Below are 16,192 nucleotides of genomic sequence, written 5' to 3'. Positions count from 1 at the left end.
CCACCAACGCCACAACCGTGCCCTTTTGTCTCATTTGCCTGTCTCATTTGCTATCGTCTCAACAAACCGAAAACAGTCGAGTTATTGAGACGAGGACCGGATGGCAAGCCTGGGATACGCGCGCGTGAGCACTGTCGAGCAGAACGCGGACCTACAGACCCGCGCACTGAAGGACGCGGGATGCCAGAAGGTCTACACCGACCATGGGGTCAGTGGGACCAAGGCCAAGCGCCCCCAGCTCGACAAGCTGCTCGAGCACGCCCGCGCCGGGGACGAGGTCGTGGTGTGGAAACTCGACCGGCTGGGACGCAACACCCGTCAGCTGCTTGAGCTGATTGACCGGCTCGAGTCCCAGGGCATCAACTTCCGGTCCCTTACCGAGGGGATCGCAACCACCGGGCCGATGGGCAAGGCAATGCTCACAGTGATGTCCGCTTTCGCGCAGCTCGAACGCGACCAACTTGCCGAACGCACCAAGGCCGGGTTGGCCGCGGCCGCGGCCCGCGGCCGTAGAGGTGGTCGGCCGGCAGTCACCCCAGAGACGGAAAGGGTTCGCCAGGCTGGCCAGTACCGGCATGCGGGACTCACGCCGCCGGAGATCGCCAAGCTGCTCGGGGTCAGCCGGGCTACTGTATACCGCTACCTCGCTTTGGCATCCGGTGAGGCCAGCGGGTAAGTCCATCTGGTGGACGCCGTTGCCCCTTGTCCTGCCCCCTGGGGCGTTCACGACGTCGTCGCGGAACTCCTGGGGATGGGGCTTGGGCGCGGTGTTCATTCTTCTAGCGATGCCTCACAGCGTCACAGATCAGATGACACCTATTCGTGCAGCAGTCCCAAGGGCTGTATAGAACGTCTGGCGGCCTTGAACCGCGCAGCCACTTCGGTTTTGGGGATCCCCATGTCGACCATGGCCCGCGCCTGCTCTACGTCGTCTGCCGACAGCTTGGGAGTCTGCGCATACTTCCCGCTAGCCTTCGCGATCGCTATCCCCTCAGCCTGTCGCTCTTTGATCCTGCGCCGCTCAAACTCCGCGAAGGCCGCAAGGATTCCCAGCATCAACGAATCTAGTGGAGACGCGCCGTGGCAGTCCACGGTGATCCGCTCCGAAACGAACCCGACCGCTGCACCCTTCTGGGCGATCTCCTCCACCAGGTTGTAGAGATCCCGCGTATCGCGGCCGTCCAAGCCACGGACGGATCGGCGGTCTGCGCGGCATCCAGCTCCGCGCGGAGGGTTTTGGCACCCTTCTCCGTGGTGGCGTAGATGTAGGCGGTGCGGCACTGGTAGGAGGCGCCCCGCTCGGGGCGCTCATGAAGTGTCTCCGTGATCTCGGGAACGAATCATCTCTTCTCCGGCCTGCGACACGAGGAGCCCGGGACCGACCGGCCCCGGGCTCTTCCTGCGCTAGTGACTTAGGGAGTCACTTCTTCATGGTCAAAGACTTCTGCTCTTCCAGCCGCAGGGCGATCCCGACAGCCAGGAAGGTCGGTGCCCACTGGCCGACGAAGATGCCCCAGCGGTCGGACTGTGCCCGTGAGTCATCGGGCTTGCCGCGCGAGGCGAGCCAGGACGCGAACGTCATCCCGATGGAGCCGAAACCGGCCGCGTAGGCGTACTCGGACTTGATTCCCATGCTGTGAAGCCACTTGATCATTGCAGCCTCCAGAGGTTGTAGATGTGTTGATACATGCGGGGTGGGTGAACGCGAGGGTATCAGCTGGATGCGACCGGGGACACCGTCGAAGGTCGCCCGCGGGCCTATTCCTTGTTGAGTTTGTCCTGAATGGTTCCAGCGGCCTTCTCGACGATGTTCGGCAGCTCCGTGGTGCCGTAGAACCGGGCATCGGGATGGGTGGGAGGCGGCATCGGCACTCCCGGCATCGGCTCGGGCTGATAGGAGAACTCGGCCTTGCCGTCCGGGGTCGGGCCCGAGGCCCACGATCCCTGCTCCATCGCCTCCCCGTCCGAGAAGTTGTAGGCGGTGTAGGCGTGCTCGCTGGCCTCCTTGGACTGTGGGAAGTTGCTCGGCACCGGCATCTCCTCCAGACCGTCCGCCTGCAACTCACGCACCGCCGCGACCCACTGGTTCTGGTGCATGGTGTCCCGGGCCAGCAGGAAGGACAACAGGTCCCGGATCCCCGGATCGTCGGTCATGTGATACAGCCGCGCCACCTGGGTCCGGCCCTGCATCTCCGCATTCACGTTCGAGGTCATGTCCGCCAGCAGGTTGCCGCTGGCGGTGACATACCCGGCAGTCCACGGATTGCCCATGCTGTCCACCGGCCGCGCCCCGGCACCGGAGACGATCGCCTGCTGCATATCCGTCCCGCCGATCACCGCGGCCACGGCCGGATCATCCTGGACGGCATCCTCGGTGATACCCAACGGCGCCTTCTCCAGCAGCTGGGCCACCATGGTGGCCAGCATCTCCACGTGGCCGAACTCCTCCGCCGCCGTGCTGAACAACAGGTCACGGTACTTGCCGGGAATGTGCGCGTTCCACGCCTGGAAGCTGTACTGCATCGCCACCGTGATCTCCCCATACTGGCCCCCGATCACCTCCTGAAGCTTGCGCGCATACACCGCATCAGGCTTCTCCGGTCTGGAGTTGTACTGGAGCTTCTGCTGATGAATGAACATACTGCGTCTCCTTCTCTAGGCGGGCAGGGTGTTCCCTCCCCGCGTATCGGCCTGACTCGACTCACGGTAACTGCCGCACTGCCTCACCCCAAGGGCTAACCAACTGCAGTATTTCCCCGTCTGAGCCGACTCTGTGTCGGAGTCGACTCCAACAGTGGGGCGAGCCGGGCGACTCCGAATCCATCGACGGACCCGACGTCTGGTCGACATAACTGGCCGGCGGGGTAGAGATGTTCGTATCCACCATCGTCCTGGGCAGCTAATCCATACCCTGGTGCAGAACGGTGGTGCCGAGGATCTCGAGCGTCCAGTCAGGACTCAACTCTTCTGCTGGTATCGGAGCGGGTCTGAGCAAACTGAGTACCCTGGCGGCCAGCCGGGTCTACTGTTGCTTCATGTCATCAACCTCTACCAGCGCCCAAGGGCGGGGTCTGCGCCGTACGGTCACCACTGCGGGCCTGTTCCTGTTCATCCTCGGTGACGTGCTCGGTGCCGGCGTGTACGTATTGGCCGGTGAGATCGCCGGGATCGCGGGAGGCGCCGTCTGGGTGCCGCTCGTGGTGGCCCTCGTTCTCGCGTTGCTCACCGCCGGTTCCTATGCCGAACTCGCCACCAAGTATCCGAGGGCCGGCGGGTCATCCCATTACGCCACCCGGGCCTTCGGTCCGTTCGTCGGCTTCCTGGTGGGGTTCTGCATGCTCTCGGCGGGCATCATCTCAGTGGGGGCGCTGGCCCTGGGCTTCGCAGGTGACTACCTGACAGAGTTCATCACCCTCCCCACAACCTTGGTCGTGGTCGTTTTCCTGGGTCTGCTCGCAGCACTGAACGCGCGGGGCATCTCGGAGTCGATGGGCGCCAACCGGGTGGCCACGATCATCGAGGTCTCCGGCCTGCTCCTGGTCATTGTCCTCGGCGCGATCGTGGTGGCCCGGGGTGACGGCGACCTTAGTCGGTTGACCGAGCTGGGGACATCTGAGAACGGCCCACTCGCCGCCGTCTTCGCCGGTTCCGTGCTGGCCTTCTATTCCTATGTGGGCTTCGAGACCAGTGTGAACATCGCCGAGGAGACCAAGGATCCGGCCCGGTCCTACCCCCGGGCGCTTTTCGGCGCTCTCATCGTCGCCGGCGTTGTCTACGCACTGGTGGGGGTCGCGGCCTCGGCGGTCGTCCCGACGGCTGACCTGGCCGAGAGCAGCGCTCCTCTGCTGCAGGTCGTCACCGCCGCGGGCATCATCCCTCCGGTGGTCTTCAGCCTCATAGCCCTGGTGGCAGTGGCCAACGGCGCCCTGCTGACCGGCATCATGTCCTCCCGCCTGGCCTACGGCATGGCCCGCGACGGACTTCTGCCAGCAGGGCTGGCCCGGCTACTGCCCCGCCGTCGGACACCGTGGGTGGCCATCATCGTCACCACCGGCCTCTCCCTGGTTCTCTCCCTCACTGGGACGCTCGAGATTCTCGCCAGCACCATGGTCCTGCTGCTGCTCGTGGTGTTTGCCGCGGTCAACACCGCCGTCCTGGTGCTGCGCCGCGATGCCGTTCAGCACCGCCATTTCCGCGTCCCGTCCTTCTTGCCGGTCGCCGGTCTCGTCTCCTGCATCGGCCTGGCCACGCAGGTCGAGGGAGAGGTCTGGCGGCTCGGCCTGCCCTTCCTCGCCGTCGCTGCCGTCCTGGCCGGCATCGCAGCCTGGCGTCATCGCCGCCGCGCCACCTGACAGGGCAAAATGAAAGGGGCTAGGGTCACAATCACCCAAGTCGCCCGCAGAAGTCGGCGCCAGTAGACGGCAGTATCGTCCCCACCTTGGCACCTGTCTTCCAGTCTCCTGGCATGGCACCGATGTATGGCATAAGTCTGGATGCCCCCCATGTTGCCGCTTGCAGACGAGGGGCTGTGTCAAGAGCGCTACGTTGCAGCGGGTAGGTCGCGGATGCGTCGGTAGAGGGTGGCTCGGGACATGCCCAGATCGCGGGCGACCTGTGTGGCGGGCTGGCCGGACTCGACCAGGTGGGCGGCACTGCGGATCTGCGACTCGGTAAAGGTCGGGCGCCGGCCGCCGAGGTCCTGACCGGCGGCCCGTCGTTTGGCGACGGAGTCGGTGATGCGTTCGCGCTTGATCTCCAGCTCCATCTGGGCCAAGGCGGCCATCACCGTGAACACCATCGAGCCCATCGGCGTGTGAGTGTCCACGTCTCCCCCACCCAGGTTCAGCACCCGCAGCCCTGCACCTCGTTCTCTGAGGGTCTCGGCGAAGGCGAGCATGTTCTGGGTGGACCGGCCCACCCGGTCCAGGGTGGTGATCACCAGGGTGTCCCCCTCATGCAGCGCGGCGATCGCTTTGTCGAACTTCGGCCGGGAGGCCCGGGCCCCGGACACCCCCTGATCGACGTAGAGGTCATCCCGCCGGACCCCGGCCGCTAGCAGGTCCTCGACCTGCCGGTCGGCATCCTGCCGCCGGGTCGAGACCCGCGCATAACCGATGAGCTTTCCCATGACGACCCCGAGTGTCTCGCAACCAACGATGAGTACACAACTCTAGTCACTGGGTTACGATACATAGTTGCGAGAATCGCCGAGGGTAGAAGAAACCCGGAAATTCGCGCTTTCGTCATGCCCTCACGTAGGCGCTCACGAGACGTCTCGCATCCCATGCTTTACGAGGCGACACTGTAAGTTCAGCTCATACTGTATAGTTCAGCGAATGCTGACTATTGTTTCTCGTGTTGACGTGATGAACCGGTTGGGCCGGGCGATGGCCGACCCCACCCGGTCGCGGATCCTGATGACCTTGCTGGAACGGCCGGCCTACCCGGCCGAACTGGCGCGGGACTTGGGGCTGACCCGGTCGAACGTGTCGAACCACCTGGCGTGCTTGCGGGACTGCGGGATCGCGGTCGCCGTGGCCGAGGGCCGCCAGACCCGGTACGAGATCGCCGATGCACACCTGGCGCGGGCGCTGACTGCTCTGATCGAGGTCACCCTCGCGGTGGATGAGAGTGCCCCGTGCCTGGACCCGGCCTGCTCCGTGCCCGGCTGCTGCGAGAAGGGGGTGGGCGCGTGATCCTGTCCTCAACCCTCCAGGCGATCGGTCTGTTCCTGGTTACCAACATCGACGACATCATCGTGTTATCCCTGTTCTTCGGCCGCGGTGCGGGCCAGCGTGGGACCACCGTCCGAATCCTGGTCGGCCAGTACCTCGGCTTCGCCGGCATCCTGGGTGCGGCAGTGCTCGTGTCCTTAGGCGCGGGCGCGTTCTTGCCCCCGGGGGTCATCCCCTACTTCGGGCTCATCCCGCTGGGCCTGGGAGTGTGGGCGGCCTGGCAGGGGTGGCGCAGAGGCGAAGACGATGATGACGACGTCAAGATCGAGGGCAAGAATGTCGCCGTCTGGACCGTGGCCGGGGTGACCTTCGCCAACGGCGGGGACAACATCGGCGTCTACGCCCCGGCCTTCCTCAGCGTCGGCCCGGGGGCTGTGGCTGCCTACTGCATCGTGTTCCTGGCCCTGGTCGCGGTGCTGGTGGGCCTGGCCAAGTTCGTCGCCACCCGCCGACCGATCGCCGAGGTCCTGGAGCGCTGGGAACACATCCTGTTCCCCATCGTGCTGATCGGCTTGGGTTTCTTCATCCTGGTCAGCGGCGGGGCCTTCGGTTTCTAACCACGCTTCCTGATCGGCAGCCTCCACCACAAAGAGATCTCCGGCCATTGTCGATGCCGACGTCCTGGCGATCGTTGCTGGCCCCAGCTTGCGGACAGTGTCGTTCCTGGATGGACAGCCCTTGCCGCCACGTATCTCAGCAAGAATGCCGCCACACACCTGCAACAGTCACACCTCTGCTGGAGGTCGTCGGAGAGACGCGCAGAAACGACCGTTTTTACACGCTTACCCCTTGTTCTATTACTACACACCGTGTAAAGTGATAAGTGTCAGGGAGGCAACCCCCGGCAACACACTGAAAAGACACGCCATGCGATACGCCACGATGAACGATGCCGTTGCCCACGAAGTCATCCCCGCCCTGGGTGAACTCACCGATCAGTATGACCTCGATGCGATTGCCGCCGAGTGCATCACCCAGCACCACCACGAGAACGATCGCGGCCAGACCGTCGGGAACGTGTGGTTCGAGCTGAGCGTGACGACTGATGAGTTTTGGGCCTCAGTGGCCCGCCACGAGCGGGCATGAGAAAAGCGCCCCGGCCAGGTTTGCAAGCTGGGCCGGGGCGCTTCCCCGCCTGCGCGGGGAATGTCCCGAAAGGACACCCCAGCGTACCCAGCGACTCCAACAAGAAGAAGATGAGATGCAGGTCTACCTCTCCGCGACCGAAGCCGCCGTGCGGCAGGGCCTCACCCGCGAGGGTTTTTATCACCGGCTGCGCCGCTACCCGCTGCCCCCGGATGCGATGATCGGCAAGACGAAAGGGTGGTTGCCCGAGACCATCGACGCTCATGCGGCGACGATCCCGCCGCCCGGCCCACCCGCTCACGAGACCCGCACGTCCAACCCGCAGACCCCGTGAGAATCGGATACGCCCGCGTGAGCACCCGGGAGCAATCAGCCTCCCTGGAGACCCAACGCGCAGCCCTGACGGCCGCAGGATGCGAACGCGTCTTCACGGACACGATCAGCGGTGCGCGCTCCACTCGCCCCGGCCTCGACGCCGCGCGCAGCCACCTGCGTACCGGCGATTCCCTGGTGGTCACCCGCCTGGACCGGCTAGGCCGGTCCATGCGCGACACCGTGAACACCGCCGCCGAGCTGAACGAGGAAGGCGTGCGGCTGGTGCTGCTGGACATGGGCCTGGACACCGCCACCCGCCAGGGGCGGCTGATGGTGGGCATCCTCTCCGCCCTGGCGCAGCAGGAGCTAGAGACCATCCAGGAGCGCACCCGCGTAGGACTGGAACACGCACGAGCACAGGGCCGCGTGGGCGGCCGCCCACCGAAGCTCAACCCCTCCCAGCGCGCGGCCGCGCTGGCCGCGCTACGTGGCGGGCTGTCCGTGTCCGAAGTCGCGGCACTGCACGGGGTGAGCCGCTGGACCATCACACGGCTACGCGACGCAACCTCTGCGGAGGAGTGACACCCGCCCCCGGGCCCCGACGTGGTTGACGTGGGCACGTCCCCAGATCGCTCGGCACTTGGCGTGCGCCAAGCGCACGGCCTGTGCGAAAGCCAGGCGGGTCCTCTACCGGGTCAGGCGCACATAGGATTCGAAGAGCAGTTCCTGTCGTTCCAGGGCGGTGCGGCATCGGCGGGACGCGCCGATGATCTTGTCCATGATGGTGTCGAGCTGGTCATGGGCGCGCACCAGTTCAGGCGTCATGCCCAGCGCCGCGTAGTGTTCATCCAATGGCCGGTCAGGATGTTGCGCCCGAGCATCGAGAATCTTGGCCCCAGCGGAGGCCAACGCCGTGCGTTGTCCGTCGGTCAGCGCAGGCATGGGGAAGTTGTTCCAGGTGATCGTGCTGGAAAACGACGGATCAGACTTCATCCGACCGCCCACCGTCTTCATCCAGGTCCAGAACATGGAGGAGGAGGCTACGGCGAAGATGATGCCGTGCGGGTCCACGGCCCCGTAGACCTTGTTCGAGATGATGACTTCGGGTTCGAAATGGGACACGGGCAAGTAGTGGCGGTTCTCGCTGCTGACCTCGGGGATGCCCACGAAGGGGACGTCGGAAACCAACCCGAGCTGGCGGAACAGGTGCGGGAACCGAGCCCAGTCCTGTGTGGTGGGTGCCTTAGAAGCTTGACGTGAAGCCGCAACCGCTTCGAGGCGGCGTTTGAGCTCGGGAGAGCGGGCGGGGTCGCCGGGGTTCATCTCGCGCAGCCACAGGCACCAGCGTTTTTGGCTGCTCAGCAGCTCTTTGGACCCGACATAGGGCCGCACGTACGGGACCATCACGGGGTCGGCCATCACGGCGTCATACTCCGTCGGGGTGATGACAAAGTTGCCATCGTCGGTAGCCATGGAACCCTTGACGACCTTGGGGAGGTCCGGGGCCAGCGGGGTGGTGCGTTTGCCGACCAGGACTTCGGGGCCGTCCACGAGGTAGGCGTTGATGGTCTTGACCCCGGAGATCTCGGCCGGGGCGGAGCGCACCGTGGCGTAGTCCCACAACCGGCGTTTTGTGGCGCGGTCACGGGTGAAGCCGATGATGACGCAGTGCACAGCAGCTTTTCCGGGGGCCTCAGAGTCCCACTGGAAGGTGCGGTGGGCGAACTTGATGCGCCACCCGGCATCGTAGATCGGCTCGAACAACCGGGCTGTCTGGTCGCCTTGGGTGATGGAGTTAGTGGTCACGAACGCCCACTCGCCGTAACGGTTCTCCAGCAGTCGCAACGTCATTGCGTGCCAACTGGTGACGAAGTCCAACCGGGAGAGCTGCTTAGCACCACCCCAGGCTTGGCGCATTAACGACAGCTGCGCTGCGGTGCGGGTGTGGTCCCCCAGAAACGGTGGGTTGCCGAAGACGTAGGTCTGCCCGGTTGGTTCGGGCAGGGTCTGGGCCCAGTCCAAGGTCAAGGCGTCGTGGTGGACGATGTGAGCGGTGATGCGGATCGGCAGGCGGTTCGGTGCCGCACCGCGGGCTTTAGCCAGGGCGAGGTTGGCCTGGTGGTCCACGAGGAACATTGCGGTCTCAGCGATTTTCGCCGGCCACCAGTTGATCTCGAAACCCCAGAACCGGTCGATGGTCAGCTTCTGCTCGAAGCTCACGTCATACGTCAGGTCCATCGTGCCCCACCGCTTAGAGCGGGCGACGATTAAATCCGTCTCAATCTCACGCAACCGTGCATAGGCGACGTTCAAGAAGTTCCCCGCCCCACAGGCTGGGTCAAGGTAGAGGTTCGCTGCCATCTCGTCCTGGAGCTCATTGAACTCCCGGCGGGTGGCGGACTTCTTGGCGATCAACCGGTCCGCGCGGGTCCGGTACTCGTCCAAGAACAGCGGGCCGATGGTTTTGAGGATGTTCGCCTCAGAGGTGTAGTGCTCACCGTCCCCACGGCGGGCCTGCTTGGACTTCACCAACTGGAACAGGGCACCGAAGACCGCGGGGGAGATGTGCGTCCACCTAAACCGGCAAGCCTCAATCAGGGCTTGGCGCATCTCGGCAGTGAGGTACGGCACCGGGGACGAGCCATCGAAGATGCCGCCGTTGACGTAGGGGAACTTCGCCAAGGTAGCCGGCACCCGTCGGCGCTGAGACTCGGGAGTGTTCAACAGGTTGAACAGCCCTTGGAGCTGCGGGCCGAGGTTGTCCGCGGTGGTGTCGGACTCCACCCAGCGGCGGAACAGATCGTCTTCCCACAGCCCGGCGTCATCGCCGTAGAGCAGGAACAGCAGCCGGGTTAACAGCACCGAAGCCTCCTGAGCCAAGGCGTCCTCGTCCTCAGGATTAGTCGGGGCTTCATCGCCGACACCCTGATCGGCCTCGTCCCCGACCACTGCCTGCCACAGCGCAGCCATGCGCGCCGCCGCGTCCAGGGACGCGGCCTTCTCCTCAGCCTTGGTGACGGTCTCCTGTCCGGCCAAGAACATCAGCTGATCGACATGGGCCGGGGCATCGGCCAAATCGAACTCGACCGTCCAGGGATCATCACCCATCCGCTCCACCCGCAGGTGCGCGAAATCGGTGACCAGCACAAATCTCGGCCATTCGAAGGAGTTGATCGACCCGCCCGAGAGGTAGTCCAAAGCCTGGCGGTGGGCCTTCCCCAGGTCCTCACCCAGGGATTTAGCCTCACCGATGGCCACACCCGACCAGAAAAAGTCGATGTACCCGGTGCCCCCGGTGGAAGCCCGGGTGGCGTCTCGTTCGAACAAGTCCATCCGCTCCGGGATCACCCCGAAACAGCGCAGCAGGGCAGACCAGAACTGCTGCGCGTAGGACCTCTCGGTGTGCGTCTGACCGTCGGCCCGCCACCCCTCGATACGCTCCGTCCACTCCCGAGCGAACTTTGTCAAAGCATCCCGGGCGGTTCCACGATCCATTTGCGTCTGCATAGATCAAGGCTAATAGCTGCTTCCAGTGCAGACGTGCACCCGCATGAGCGTGGAGCGCGCCCGGGCATGGGGTCAAGAAGGGGGCATCCATCGAAGCTAAGCGCCGTTCAGCGCGCGGCCGCGTTGCGGTGGTGCACGACCGACCAATCACGCTCCACCGCCTGGGCCTCACCTTTTAGTTATGAATAGCCTTAGCCTTGATCCACCGATGAGCATGCTGGGCTTGGGCCGCAATTAAAGACGGGATGCCCGTCTGACCGGGAAGAATGGGACTTATTCAGGGTTCCGTTCCACCGCGATGAGAGGGCATCTCGCAGATGCAAGTTTCCCACACGCCTGCTGCCGTGTCAGTTTCCTTCGACGAGCCGAACCTCATCGGGTCCGCCGGGCTGGTGCCGGTGATGGAACTGGCCGCCGAGGCCGGCCTGCACCAGCTGGCCGGAGGTCGGTTGAGCGTGCCGACCGACAAGGGCGCCAACGCCGGGGCGAAGGTCGCGGCCCTGGTGGCCGGCATGTGCACGGGGGCGGACTCGATCGATGACATGGCCGTACTGCGCCACGGGGCGATGAAACGGGTGTTCGGCGGCTGCTATGCGCCCTCGACCCTGGGCTCGTTCCTGCGTGAGTTCACCTGCGGGCACGTGCGCCAACTCGACGCGGTCGCCTCCCGGTTCCTGGTGAACCTGGCCGGCCGGGCCCCGATGCTGGGACGCACCGGCGCTGCCGGTGCGGATCCGGAGTTCGTTTATGTTGATGTGGACGACACGATCATCGAGGTCCACGGCTACCAGAAGCAGGGTTCCGGGTACGGGTACTCCGGGGTCCGTGGGCTCAACGCCCTGTTGGCCACCGCCAGCACCGAGACCGCGGCCCCGGTGATCCTGGGTCAGCGGCTGCGCCGCGGTTCGGTCGGCTCCCCGCGCGGGGCCTCGAGGCTGGTCGGGGATTCGCTGGCCATCCTCAAGCGATTGGTGCCGGCGGCCGGCGCCCGGGTGCTGGTCCGGGCCGACTCCGCTTTCTATGGGCATGCCACCGTGGCCGCCGCGCTCACCGCCGGGGCGGAGGTGTCGGTGACCGTGAAGATGGACAAGGCCGTCAAGGCCGCCATCGCCGGCATCGACGAGAAAGCGTGGACCGGCATCAGGTACCCGCAGGCGATCTTCGACGAGGACACCGGCACGTGGATCTCCAAGGCGGAGGTGGCCGAGGTCCCCTTCACCGCGTTCACCTCAAGGAAGAAAACCGAACGGGTCCCCGGTCGACTGGTGGTGCGCCGAATCCCCGAGCTGAACCCCCAGGACACGGACCAGCCGACACTGTTCGACACCCACCGGTTCCACGCCTTCTTCACCACCACCGACCCGGAGGTGCTGGACACGGTGACCGCGGACCAGACCCACCGGGGCCACGCGGTCATCGAGCAGGTCAACGCCGATTTGAAGGACAGCGCCCTGGCCCACCTGCCCTCCGGCCGTTTCGGGGCCAACGGCGCCTGGTTGGTCTGCGCGGTGATGGCCTACAACCTCACCCGCACCGCCGGGATCCTCGCTGCCGGACCGTTCGCCCGGGCCCGGACCGGGACCATCCGGGCCAGGCTCGTGAATCTGCCAGCCCGGATCGCCTCCAGCGCCCGCAGGATCCGCATCCGCCTGCCCCAGGCATGGCCCTGGCAACAGGGATTCGAGCGGCTCTTCACCGCCGTCCACCCGCCACCGCAACCGGCATAACCAACCGACCACCCGCCGGGCATCGGCACAACCGAAAGAACATCAGTGGAACACCACCGGTAGCGAGGCCGGCCACCACGTCACGCCAAAAAACGGCTCAGTGCCGATCCGGGATATCGGCCGCCGGCCCTAACCTGAGTCGGTGGATCGAGGTTAAGAGTGAGACTCTTGAGTCGGCCGCTGACGGAGGCCTACGGTCGAGGGCAGGGCGGGCTAGCTCCGGCTAGTTCGTCTTCTCGATTGGATCGCCGACGGAGGAAGCCGTGACCCATCATGTGAGCTCGATGCTGGAGACCTACCCGAAGGAGCTGGGGAACATCGACCGGCAGAAGCTGGTCGAGTGCATTGAAGCCTGTTTCGAGTGTGCCCAGACGTGTACGGCCTGCGCGGATGCCTGCCTGGCCGAGGACATGGTGGCCGAGCTGCGGCAGTGCATCGGTCTGAACGTGGATTGCGCAGACGTCTGCGTGGTCACCGGGGCGGTGCTGTCCCGGCAGACTGGTACCAATGTGGAGACCACCCGGGCCTTGCTGGAGGCCTGCCGGGTGGCCTGCAAGGCGTGCGGCGATGAGTGCGTTTCCCATGCGGAGATGCATGAGCACTGCAAGGTGTGCGCGCAGGCGTGCCGGCGGTGCGAGCAGGACTGCGCCGACCTGCTGGCCTCCGTGGGCTGAGTGTTGGCCGGTCTGTCCTGACGAGGCGGGCTCGCTGCAGGAGGGTCTGAGCGGTTGTCTCCGGCACGGGGGCCTGCCCGACCTTCATGAGGAAGGCAGGGCAGGTCCCCGTGTGCTGTGTCCCGGCCCAGTCCGGTGGGGTCCGCTGGTCCGAGACCGGGCAGCATCAGCACTATCCGGGCAGGGCCAGCCGGGTAGCATCACTGGGCGGGCTGGATCTCGCTCTCGACGACCCACTTGTGGTTGGTCATCTCCATGCCGTCGATCACGATATCGACCATGTAGACGGTCTCATCGGTCGAGTCCTCGATCGTCGCCTCGGCCCCCTGCATTCCGGCCATGTGATCGGCTTCCAGGACGACCTGGGTGCCTTCCTGCAGGGGCGGCTGACCGGGGTCCTGAAGTTCTTCGTGCACGACCCACCTATGGTCGGTGACGGGCTCACCACCGGTGGTCGGGGTGTAGGTCACCGAGTAGGTCGTGGTGTCGAAGGCACCGGTGATCGTCGCTTCGGCCCCCTGCATCCCGGGCATATGGTCTGCGGTCAGGGTCACCGTGGTGCCGACCGGATAGGTGGGGTCGGTGGCAGGCTCGATCCCCTCCGGCGCCGGGCCGCCGTGGGAATCGTGCTGGTGGCCCATGCCGCCCATGCCCTCGGAGTGGCTGGGGGTGGTGTCGGTGGGCGAGGCATCTGAAGTCGCGGTGGTCGGTGTCGAGGCGGTGGCGGGCGGCGTGGAGGTGTTATCCGCGTCTGTGCCGCCGCAGGCGGTCAATGCCAGGGTGGAGGCCAGGGCCAGGCTGGCCAGGGTGGTGGTGCGTTTCATGGTAGTGGTTCTCCTTCTCGTATCGGGGTCAGAGTCAGTGGGTGGCTGCCGGGGCGGCCGACCGTGCTGCCGCGTTCCGGTCTTCGGCGGTGGTGGTGGCCAGGTGGGCCGGGTCCAGGTCGGTGCGGCGCAGCAGCTGGGCGTTCAGGGCCACGATGATCGTGGACAGTGACATCAAGATTGCGCCGACGGCCGGGGAGAGCACGAACCCGATCGGGGCGAGCACGCCAGCGGCCAGCGGGACGGCTGCGATGTTGTACCCGGCGGCCCAGACCAAGTTCTGGATCATCTTGCGGTAGCTGGCGTGGGACAGCTCGATTATCGACAGCACCGCGCGGGGGTCGTTGCCGGCCAGCACGACGCCGGCCGATTCCATGGCCACGTCGGTGCCGGCGCCGATGGCAATGCCGACCTCGGCCCGGGCCAGGGCGGGGGCGTCGTTGACGCCGTCGCCGACCATGGCCACGCTCAGCCCGCGCTGTTGGAGCTCGGTGACCTTGGTGTCCTTGTCCTGGGGCAGCACCTCGGCGAAGACCTCGTTGATACCCAGGTCCACGCCTACGGCCTGGGCGACCTGGCGGGCGTCGCCGGTGATCATGGCGACCTTGACCCCGTGGTGCTGCAGGGCGCGTACGGCGGCCCGGGATTCCGGGCGGACCCGGTCCTCTACGGCCACCGCGCCGATGATCTGCCCGTCTTGGACCACGTGCAGCACGCCGGCGCCGCGGTCGGCCCAGGCCTCGGTGGTCTCGGTGATCTCCGTCGGGGTGGCCAAGTCGAACTCGCGCAGCATGTTCGGCCCACCCACCAGCACCTCGGTCCCGTCCACGGTGGCTTGCACGCCACGACCGGAGGCTGCTCTGAAGCCTGTGCCACGCAGGGGCTGGGCCGAGGCCTCGGGGTGCTCGGTGGCGGCGGTGACGATGGCCCGGGCCACCGAGTGTTCACTGTCGGCCTCGGCGGCGGCGGCCACCGCCAGCAGTCGACCCTCGGTCACGCCCGGTACCGGGGCGGTGCCGGCGACGGCGTGGGCACCCTCAGTCAGGGTGCCGGTCTTGTCGAACAGGACCACATCGATGCTGCGCATCTTTTCCAGCGCCAACCGGTCCTTGATCAGCACCCCGGCCTTCGCGGCACGTTCGGTGGAGATCGCGATGACCAGCGGGATGGCCAGGCCCAGGGCATGCGGGCAGGCGATGACCAGCACGGTGACGGTCCGGGTCACCGCGTCATCCGGGCTGCCGATAAGCGTCCAGACGATCGCGGTGATGATCCCGGCAGCCAGGGCGAACCAGAACAACAGGGCCGCGGCCCGGTCGGCCAGGGCCTGGGCGCGGGAGGAGGAGTCTTGCGCGTCGGCGACCATCCGCTGGATCCCGGCCAGGGTGGTGTCCTCACCGGTGGCCTCGATTCGGACCCGGACGGTGTTGTCGGTGGCCACGGTCCCGGCGACCACGGTGTCCCCGGGACCGCGGTCCACGGGCTGGGACTCGCCGGTGATCATCGACTCGTCGAACTCGGCCGCGCCGTCCACGATTTGCCCGTCGGCCGGGACCCGGGCCCCGGAGCGCACCAGCACGGTGTCACCAACCGTCAGCTCGGCGATGGGCACCGCTACGGGGGCCCCGCCGTGGTCGGGGATCTTCTCGGCCGTATCGGGCAGCAGCTCGGCCAGGGCGTCCAGCGCGGAGGACGCCGCCCCGAGGGCGCGCATCTCCATCCAGTGCCCCAGCAACATGATGGTCACCAGCAGGGCCAGCTCCCACCAGAAGTCCAGGTCTAACCCACCGACACCCAAGGTGGTGACCCAGGAGGCGAGGAAGGCCACGGTGATGGCCATCGCGATCAACAGCATCATCCCCGGCTGACGGGACCGGATCTCCTGGAGCCCGCCTTTGAGGAACGGGGTACCGCCATAGACGAAGATGATCGTGCCCAGCACCGGGGCGATCCAGTTCGAACCGGGAAACTCGGGGACGTGATAGCCCAGCAGGTGGGCGACCATGGGGCTGAAGATAACCACCGGGACGCTCAGAATCAACGACCACCAGAACCGGTTCTTGAACATCGCCGTGCTGTGCCCGGCGTGCTCGCCATGGGAGTGGACGTGGTGTTCTTCGTCCACCGCCGAGTGCACGTGTCCACCCGGCATTGCCTGGCCGTGGGTGGCCGCATTGGCGTGGCCACCATGGCCTTGGTGGTGGTCTCGGTGGCCGGCGTGTGGGCCCGCCGGCGGGGCCTGGTGGCCGTGGGGGTGGTCATGATGCGGGTTGCTCATGGTGTCCTTCCCGCTGGAGTGGGTGGTTGATGGTGCGGGCGTGCTG

17 protein-coding genes are annotated in these 16,192 nt (G+C 66.1%); 10 read left to right on the top strand and 7 right to left on the bottom strand.

Features of this window, described 5'->3' with window-relative positions; genetic code table 11:
* The first annotated feature begins 100 nt into the window (after positions 1–100).
* Positions 101–676, top strand: coding sequence for a recombinase family protein (locus tag HBK84_RS00695; protein WP_035965574.1), 576 nt, complete (start codon positions 101–103; stop codon positions 674–676).
* 140 nt (positions 677–816) lie between these two features.
* Here the strand turns inward: HBK84_RS00695 and HBK84_RS00690 are convergent, their stop codons facing one another.
* From HBK84_RS00690 to HBK84_RS00680, 3 genes are all read right to left on the bottom strand, one after another.
* Entirely contained in the window at positions 817–1,281 is a 465-nt protein-coding gene (locus HBK84_RS00690; protein WP_084118215.1) for a recombinase family protein, read from the bottom strand.
* A 139-nt stretch (positions 1,282–1,420) separates the two neighbouring features.
* The gene (locus HBK84_RS00685) at positions 1,421–1,654 is read right to left on the bottom strand and encodes a hypothetical protein (protein ID WP_035965577.1); all 234 of its coding nucleotides are present in this window, start codon (positions 1,652–1,654) and stop codon (positions 1,421–1,423) included.
* Between the two features lie 104 nt (positions 1,655–1,758).
* On the bottom strand, positions 1,759–2,640 hold the full coding sequence (locus HBK84_RS00680; protein ID WP_035965578.1) for a manganese catalase family protein: 882 nt from the start codon (positions 2,638–2,640) through the stop codon (positions 1,759–1,761).
* Between the two features lie 395 nt (positions 2,641–3,035).
* Between HBK84_RS00680 and HBK84_RS00675 the strand changes: the two genes are divergently transcribed.
* Positions 3,036–4,352: an APC family permease gene (locus HBK84_RS00675; RefSeq protein WP_167317932.1), complete on the top strand. Its 1,317-nt coding sequence runs from the start codon at positions 3,036–3,038 to the stop codon at positions 4,350–4,352.
* A gap of 188 nt (positions 4,353–4,540) precedes the next feature.
* On the opposite strand, the gene HBK84_RS00670 is transcribed toward HBK84_RS00675, so the two are convergent.
* Positions 4,541–5,128 (bottom strand): recombinase family protein, encoded by a 588-nt coding sequence (locus HBK84_RS00670; RefSeq protein WP_167317931.1) that lies wholly within the window; start codon positions 5,126–5,128, stop codon positions 4,541–4,543.
* 208 nt (positions 5,129–5,336) lie between these two features.
* On the opposite strand from HBK84_RS00670, the gene HBK84_RS00665 reads away from it, so the two are divergent.
* From HBK84_RS00665 to HBK84_RS00645, 5 genes are all read left to right on the top strand, one after another.
* Entirely contained in the window at positions 5,337–5,696 is a 360-nt protein-coding gene (locus tag HBK84_RS00665) for a helix-turn-helix transcriptional regulator (protein WP_167317930.1), read from the top strand.
* Positions 5,693–6,292 (top strand): cadmium resistance transporter, encoded by a 600-nt coding sequence (locus HBK84_RS00660; RefSeq protein WP_167317929.1) that lies wholly within the window; start codon positions 5,693–5,695, stop codon positions 6,290–6,292. Before HBK84_RS00665 ends, HBK84_RS00660 begins: the two co-directional genes overlap by 4 nt.
* Before the next feature lie 310 nt (positions 6,293–6,602).
* Positions 6,603–6,821, top strand: coding sequence for a hypothetical protein (locus tag HBK84_RS00655; protein ID WP_167317928.1), 219 nt, complete (start codon positions 6,603–6,605; stop codon positions 6,819–6,821).
* Positions 6,822–6,936: 115 nt separating this feature from the next.
* On the top strand, positions 6,937–7,155 hold the full coding sequence (locus tag HBK84_RS00650; protein ID WP_167317927.1) for an XRE family transcriptional regulator: 219 nt from the start codon (positions 6,937–6,939) through the stop codon (positions 7,153–7,155).
* Positions 7,152–7,718: a recombinase family protein gene (locus HBK84_RS00645; RefSeq protein WP_167317926.1), complete on the top strand. Its 567-nt coding sequence runs from the start codon at positions 7,152–7,154 to the stop codon at positions 7,716–7,718. The genes HBK84_RS00650 and HBK84_RS00645 overlap by 4 nt, the downstream gene beginning before the upstream one ends.
* Positions 7,719–7,823: 105 nt before the next feature.
* Here HBK84_RS00645 and HBK84_RS00640 read toward each other — a convergent pair whose 3' ends face one another.
* On the bottom strand, positions 7,824–10,643 hold the full coding sequence (locus tag HBK84_RS00640) for a DNA methyltransferase (protein ID WP_167317925.1): 2,820 nt from the start codon (positions 10,641–10,643) through the stop codon (positions 7,824–7,826).
* A gap of 317 nt (positions 10,644–10,960) precedes the next feature.
* On the opposite strand from HBK84_RS00640, the gene HBK84_RS00635 reads away from it, so the two are divergent.
* Both HBK84_RS00635 and HBK84_RS00630 read left to right on the top strand, forming a co-directional pair.
* Positions 10,961–12,370 carry an IS1380 family transposase gene (locus tag HBK84_RS00635; RefSeq protein WP_167317924.1) on the top strand — a complete coding sequence of 470 codons (1,410 nt, stop codon included), beginning with the start codon at positions 10,961–10,963 and terminating at the stop codon, positions 12,368–12,370.
* A gap of 263 nt (positions 12,371–12,633) precedes the next feature.
* The gene (locus tag HBK84_RS00630; protein WP_167317923.1) at positions 12,634–13,044 is read left to right on the top strand and encodes a four-helix bundle copper-binding protein; all 411 of its coding nucleotides are present in this window, start codon (positions 12,634–12,636) and stop codon (positions 13,042–13,044) included.
* Between the two features lie 200 nt (positions 13,045–13,244).
* Here the strand turns inward: HBK84_RS00630 and HBK84_RS00625 are convergent, their stop codons facing one another.
* Positions 13,245–13,868 carry a YdhK family protein gene (locus HBK84_RS00625; RefSeq protein WP_121031023.1) on the bottom strand — a complete coding sequence of 208 codons (624 nt, stop codon included), beginning with the start codon at positions 13,866–13,868 and terminating at the stop codon, positions 13,245–13,247.
* Between the two features lie 34 nt (positions 13,869–13,902).
* Positions 13,903–15,936 carry a copper-translocating P-type ATPase gene (locus tag HBK84_RS00620; protein WP_240919037.1) on the bottom strand — a complete coding sequence of 678 codons (2,034 nt, stop codon included), beginning with the start codon at positions 15,934–15,936 and terminating at the stop codon, positions 13,903–13,905.
* A gap of 18 nt (positions 15,937–15,954) precedes the next feature.
* Here HBK84_RS00620 and HBK84_RS12745 point away from each other — a divergent pair, with 18 nt between their 5' ends.
* A complete protein-coding gene (locus HBK84_RS12745) occupies positions 15,955–16,176 on the top strand; it encodes a hypothetical protein (RefSeq protein ID WP_240919036.1) in 222 nt (73 codons plus the stop codon).
* Positions 16,177–16,192: the final 16 nt, after the last annotated feature.

Origin of the sequence: Kocuria sp. KD4, assembly GCF_011769905.1 — a bacterium.
GTDB lineage: Bacteria > Actinomycetota > Actinomycetes > Actinomycetales > Micrococcaceae > Kocuria > Kocuria marina.
This window is presented reverse-complemented; position numbering and strand designations above follow the sequence as displayed.

Bases quoted from the DNA above. Each gene is read 5' to 3' on its own strand.
- HBK84_RS00640 (WP_167317925.1), bottom strand. From the start codon at position 10,643: ATGCAGACGCAAATGGATCGTGGAACCGCCCGGGATGCTTTGACAAAG.
- HBK84_RS00635 (WP_167317924.1), top strand. From the start codon at position 10,961: ATGCAAGTTTCCCACACGCCTGCTGCCGTGTCAGTTTCCTTCGACGAG.
- HBK84_RS00675 (WP_167317932.1), top strand. From the start codon at position 3,036: ATGTCATCAACCTCTACCAGCGCCCAAGGGCGGGGTCTGCGCCGTACG.
- HBK84_RS00655 (WP_167317928.1), top strand. From the start codon at position 6,603: ATGCGATACGCCACGATGAACGATGCCGTTGCCCACGAAGTCATCCCC.
- HBK84_RS00650 (WP_167317927.1), top strand. From the start codon at position 6,937: ATGCAGGTCTACCTCTCCGCGACCGAAGCCGCCGTGCGGCAGGGCCTC.
- HBK84_RS00625 (WP_121031023.1), bottom strand. From the start codon at position 13,868: ATGAAACGCACCACCACCCTGGCCAGCCTGGCCCTGGCCTCCACCCTG.
- HBK84_RS00685 (WP_035965577.1), bottom strand. From the start codon at position 1,654: ATGATCAAGTGGCTTCACAGCATGGGAATCAAGTCCGAGTACGCCTAC.
- HBK84_RS00620 (WP_240919037.1), bottom strand. From the start codon at position 15,936: ATGTTCAAGAACCGGTTCTGGTGGTCGTTGATTCTGAGCGTCCCGGTG.
- HBK84_RS00665 (WP_167317930.1), top strand. From the start codon at position 5,337: ATGCTGACTATTGTTTCTCGTGTTGACGTGATGAACCGGTTGGGCCGG.
- HBK84_RS00695 (WP_035965574.1), top strand. From the start codon at position 101: ATGGCAAGCCTGGGATACGCGCGCGTGAGCACTGTCGAGCAGAACGCG.
- HBK84_RS00670 (WP_167317931.1), bottom strand. From the start codon at position 5,128: ATGGGAAAGCTCATCGGTTATGCGCGGGTCTCGACCCGGCGGCAGGAT.
- HBK84_RS00680 (WP_035965578.1), bottom strand. From the start codon at position 2,640: ATGTTCATTCATCAGCAGAAGCTCCAGTACAACTCCAGACCGGAGAAG.